Here is a 4,914-nt window from a genome sequence, read left to right as displayed (position 1 = left end):
CCGGGTGGGGGCACACAAGGAGGAACTCGACCCTCTATTGCGGTTATTGTTCAGAGTTCGGTCAGGCCGTTTGCTCCGAGAGCTTGGATATCACTGATGTTGGATGAGCGCACCTTTTCGTCACTAACTACAGCCGCACCGGCGAAGCCGGCCGGGCCGCTGTTCCTGGTCGGCGCCCCGCGCTCTGGAACGACCCTGGTCTACAAGATGTTGTGCCTGCACCCCGAAAGCGCCTGGATCTCCAACTGGAACCGTATTGCGCCGGCGGTGAGGGCCCTGGCGGTGATCAACCCGCTGGCCACGCTGCTTCCGAAGGCAAGGCATCGGGCGTGGTTCGGGGACGACTCCAACGCCTACGTCTACGGCAGCGTCCGTAGTCTGAGCCAGAGGCTTCTGCCGACTCCGGTGGAGGGCGAGCCGCTGTTTCGTCGTGCAGGTCTCGGCGAAGAGGAGATCGTTCACCCGGCCGACGTCTCCCCCAAAGCGGTAGACGAGCTCCGGAAGGCGTTCAGGGCCATCCAGCGGTATTCGGGTGGGACGTTCTTCGTCAACAAGCGGGTGGCGAACAACCGAAGGATTCCCCTGCTGGCCGAGGCCTTCCCCGACGCACGGTTCCTGGAGATCGTCCGGGACGGGCGGTCCGTGGCGCAGTCCCTCGCCACCGTCGACTGGTGGCCCGAGTCGACCGTCTGGTGGAACGGGACCACGCCGGTCCGGTGGGAGGCGGAGGGCCGGGACCCCTGGGAGCTGCGCGCCCGGAGCTGGGTGGAGGAGCTGAAGGTGACGAGCAGGGGACTGTCGACGGTCTCCCCCAACCGGGTCATGAAAGTCACCTACGAGGATTTCGTCGCCCAGCCCATGGAGCTCCTTGCCGAGATCAAGAGCTTTGCTGCGCTGCCCCACAGTGAGCGTTGGATGCAGGCGGTCTCCCGGTGCCGGTGCCGGCCCTGCGAGGAGAATTGGCGCAACCAGCTTTCTCCGGATGCAGTTGCCACCATCGAGTCCATCCAGGCCGAGATGCTTCGCCTCCACGGCTACCGCACCTGCTCTCCTATCAACGGCAGCCGGGAGGTTCGACCACTGGGGATAGAGGCGCCACAGGCCCACTGATGGCGGGCCCTGCGCCGCAGATGCGGCGGGTCCTGCGCCATCTGGCCTGGGTGAGAAGCCAGGGCCTCGCCCGCCTCATCGAGGAGGACGAGCTCAACCCGGTCACCAAACTTCGCCACGCCGCAGACAGGGCCCGCTGGGCCAGGGCCAACCCGGTTCCCGCTGGTTCCGCGGTGCCGGTGTTCCTTTTCGGCGTGCAGCGTTCCGGCACGAACATGGTGGCCCGGGGCTTTCGGTCGAGCCCCGAGTTCGAGGTGTTCAACGAGAACGACAAGCGTGCCTTCACCGAGTTCCGGATACGCCCGGTCGACCAGATTGCCCCGCTGGTCGCCGGCAGCAGGCACCGGTGGGTTCTGTTCAAGCCCCTGTGCGACTCGCACCGGGCGGTCGAACTGCTGGAGCAGCTGGGCGACCCAACTCCGGGAAGGGCGCTGTGGGTCCACCGGCGGGTCGACCCCCGGGTACGGTCGGCGCTGGCGAAGTTCGGGGACGCCAACCTGAAGGCGCTGACGCAGATCGCGGCAGGCCGCGGAGACGGGCTCTGGCAGGCCGGGGGGCTGTCGGAGCAGAACCGCAAGCTGGTGAGCTCGTTCGACTTCGACATGATGTCGCCGGCGAGCGCCGCCGCCTTGTTCTGGTTCATCCGCAACTCGCTCTTCTTCGAGCTCGGCCTGGACCGGCGGAGCGACGTCCTTCCGGTCTCCTACGACCGGCTCATCGAGTTCCCGGACGAGGTGACGCAGCAGATCTGCGCCTTTCTAGGCTGTCCTTGGGACCGGCGGTTTGCCGAGCACATCGAGCCGCGGCACCCCTCGGAGGCGCCCGACCTGGAGATAGACCCACGAATCCGGTCCCTGTGCGACGAGCTGCAGGCCAGGTTCGACTCTCTCTGAGCTGCGCCCGACCGATCAGGAATCGAGAAGCGCTGGGGCACTGTGCACACCTATCCTTTGGACATAGACATCACCCGCCTAATCAGGGAGGAATCGATGACAGCCAAAAAAGCGACAGCTACCGGGAGCGGTGCGACCCGGAAAACGTCCCAGGTATTTACCGCCGAGGAGCGGGCCGCGATGAAGGAGCGCGCCAAGGAGATAAAGGCCGCTGCGAACAAGGCGGACGGGGAAAAGGGCGTGCTGGCAAAGCTCGATGAGATGCCCGAGCCGGATCGCGCCCTGGGCAAGCAGCTGCACGAGATCGTCAAAGCCAGCGCGCCGGACCTCACGCCCAAACTTTGGTACGGGATGCCTTCCTACGCCAACGAGGACGGCAAGGTCGTCTGCTTCTACCAGAACGCAGACAAATTCAAGTCGAGGTTCTCGACCTTCAACTTCAGCGACGATGCGACCCTGGACGAGGGCTCGATGTGGCCGGTCAGCTTCGCAGTGACAAAGTTGACCGCCACCAACGAGGCAAAGATCCGTGCGCTCGTGAAGAAAGCCGTGAGCTGAGCCTCTAGGACGGCTCCGGTTCGGGCTCCTCGCCCAGCGGCGCCTTCTCGGGGACGGGCTTTCGGACCGGGGCGCTTCGGGCCAGGAACTCCAGAAGGATCACGATCAAAGCGGCGATGAACACCCCGGCGCCCAAACCGCCGAGTGCCCGGCGAAGGATCATCGGACCGATCGGAACCCTCTGCGGCTCGCCCAGCGTTATGAGGTCGCCGGCCTCGGCGGAGGCTTGAAGAGCTTTCGCCTGCTCCTCGGTTGCCCGGGCGGCGTTGACCCGGGCCAGCGCCTGCTTGTTCAGCTCGGAAAGGGTCTGGAACTGGGCCATCTTTGGCGCCAGCGCCGCCAGCTCGGCACTCTGGGCGTCGATCGGGCCCTGCAGGCTGGAGGCCAGGCTGGTGTTGCCCAGCGACCTGGCCCGCAGCTGCTCCTCCCGCAGGGCGGACACGGCGCGGGACTTCATCTCGTAGTCGGGGATGCCGAGCGCCAGGCCCGAGGACTTACCGAGCTCCGATAGCTGGCCCTCGGTCTCCGCCACGGTCTTCTGGGACTGCTCGGCCAGCTGGCCGGCGAGGTTTACCTGCGGCTCCAAAAGGAACTTGATCGACTCCGCCGCTACCCATCGGGCGACCTCAGCCGACTTCTCCTTCTCCGGCATGCGGGTGGTGACCCTCACCAGGCTGCTCTCGCCGATGGGGGCGACGGTTATCGAGCCCGGCTGTTGCAGCGTCTCCAGGGGAACCGAGGTCTTCTCCGACACCTTCTGCAGGACGGTCGGGGTCGCCGCAGCGGCGCCGAAGGTCTCCAGCAGCATGCGGTTTCCCTGCGCGCCGGTGAACTGGCTCCCGGCGGCGCCTCCGAGGCTGGAAACCGTGACTGTGGCGTTCGTGACGTAGCGTTCGTCGGTGGTCAAAAGCATGGCGACGACGACCAGTGCAGCGGCCAGGACCGGAACCAGGAGGAACAGCCGGATCCGCTTGCGGACTAAGTTGAGATAGTCGCTGATCTCCACTGGCTCGTCCTCTCGCTACTCCGGGCGACACACGAGGCCGCGGCGGCAAATGTTAGGAAATACCAAAGGTTCACCACGTTGGTAATGACGTTGGCAACAAGACTCACCGAGATGAACGCCACGACACAACCTGCAAAGCCTACCGCCACGCCGCTTCGAATGGACATCTGGTGGCGATTTTTTGCGGTCGCGGTTACTGCAAGGTAGGCCACCCTCGCCATCGCCGCCAGGCTGAGCAGATAGGCGGCCAGTCCGAGCAGGCCGGTTTCGACGAAGGCGCGCAGCACGTCGTTGTGCGGCTGCTTCTGCGCCTCGGTGAGGCGCTGGGTCTGGCCCAGGCCGATTCCCCAGACCGGACTGCGCCGCGCAAGCGTGACCACCTCGCCCCAGTAGTCCAGGCGCCATTGGAGCGAGTTGCCGTTGTGGGTCGTGCTCTCGGAGGCCTCGGCCAGCTGGGAGAAGCGGGAACCGAGCTGGGGGATCAGGGCCAGAGCAAGCATTGAAGCCAGCACCAGCCCCAGGATGAGCTTCTTGCTTTGAAGTAGCCCGACCACCAGCAGGCCCAGGCCGGCGCCGATGATCGCGCTCCGGGTGTAGGTGAGCGGAAGGCAGACGGCGCAGCCGGCGAGGATGCCGGTCATCCACCTCTTGAGGGGCGGTTCCAGGTGGGGCCAGAGCGCCACGCCGAAGACCGTCAGAAGCATCAGATACCGCCCGAAGGTGTTGGACTGGTTGAAGGGGCCCATGATCCTGAGGAATCCGCCCTTCCCCTCGTTCCTGGGGTTGCCGGTTAGGAAACCGAATGCAGTGAACGCCAGCGGGAAGAGCGCCGATGCGTAAACCGCCATCAGGCCCCGGCGCAGCAGGATCGGGTTGGTCATCAGCTGCTCCAGCACGACGAACATGACGACGGCGGTGAGGACCCGGGACAGCTCGATCGCACTGGGGAGCAGGTCCCGCGACGACACGAGGCTGAGACCGCAAGCTGCGATGAAGACGCTCAGCGCCTGGGCCAGAGGGGAGGGCCGTTCGAGGGTCCGGGCACGGTACTGCGCCGCCAGCCAGAAGGTCGCCAGGACGATGAACTGAATTCCGAGAAGGCCGGCCGGGTCGATCGCCCGGGCAAGCCCGCCACCGCCGCGTGACCCGGAGAGCTGGGCCAGGTCGAGGCTGGCCCGAGCCGCCAGCAGAACCAAGACGTAGGCGTCGAAACGGGTGATCGCAAGGAGGCCGAGTGCCAGGGCAAGCGCCACCGCGAGCGGCAGGACGAAGGCTAGCTTGTTCTGGCCGGCCATCCCGCTGATTCCGGCCAGGCCCGAGGCGCCGGCCACCAGGCAGAATGTAATG

5 protein-coding genes are annotated in these 4,914 nt (G+C 65.9%); 3 read left to right on the top strand and 2 right to left on the bottom strand.

The window, feature by feature from the left end:
* The first annotated feature begins 96 nt into the window (after positions 1-96).
* The 3 genes from VFV09_12815 to VFV09_12805 all read left to right on the top strand — a co-directional run bounded on the left by VFV09_12815 (position 97) and on the right by VFV09_12805 (position 2,561).
* The gene (locus VFV09_12815; protein HEU4868595.1) at positions 97-1,110 is read left to right on the top strand and encodes a sulfotransferase; all 1,014 of its coding nucleotides are present in this window, start codon (positions 97-99) and stop codon (positions 1,108-1,110) included.
* Entirely contained in the window at positions 1,110-2,003 is an 894-nt protein-coding gene (locus VFV09_12810) for a hypothetical protein (protein ID HEU4868594.1), read from the top strand. The genes VFV09_12815 and VFV09_12810 overlap by 1 nt, the downstream gene beginning before the upstream one ends.
* Before the next feature lie 96 nt (positions 2,004-2,099).
* The gene (locus VFV09_12805; GenBank protein HEU4868593.1) at positions 2,100-2,561 is read left to right on the top strand and encodes a DUF1801 domain-containing protein; all 462 of its coding nucleotides are present in this window, start codon (positions 2,100-2,102) and stop codon (positions 2,559-2,561) included.
* Positions 2,562-2,565: 4 nt separating this feature from the next.
* Here the strand turns inward: VFV09_12805 and VFV09_12800 are convergent, their stop codons facing one another.
* Both VFV09_12800 and VFV09_12795 read right to left on the bottom strand, forming a co-directional pair.
* Positions 2,566-3,567, bottom strand: a complete 1,002-nt coding sequence (locus VFV09_12800; protein HEU4868592.1) for a Wzz/FepE/Etk N-terminal domain-containing protein — start codon at positions 3,565-3,567, stop codon at positions 2,566-2,568.
* Positions 3,540-4,914, bottom strand: a 1,375-nt coding sequence (locus VFV09_12795; GenBank protein ID HEU4868591.1) for an O-antigen ligase family protein, incomplete at its 5' end; no start/stop codon positions are given. The genes VFV09_12795 and VFV09_12800, both read right to left, overlap by 28 nt.

This window comes from Actinomycetota bacterium (assembly GCA_035759705.1).
Taxonomy (GTDB): Bacteria; Actinomycetota; CADDZG01; order JAHWKV01; family JAHWKV01; genus JAJCYE01.
The sequence above is the reverse complement of the archived record's forward strand: the minus strand, read 5'-3'. Positions and strand labels throughout refer to the sequence as shown.

Coding starts and splice junctions, on each gene's coding strand:
- VFV09_12815 (HEU4868595.1), top strand. CDS start 97: ATGTTGGATGAGCGCACCTTTTCGTCACTAACTACAGCCGCACCGGCG.
- VFV09_12810 (HEU4868594.1), top strand. CDS start 1,110: ATGGCGGGCCCTGCGCCGCAGATGCGGCGGGTCCTGCGCCATCTGGCC.
- VFV09_12805 (HEU4868593.1), top strand. CDS start 2,100: ATGACAGCCAAAAAAGCGACAGCTACCGGGAGCGGTGCGACCCGGAAA.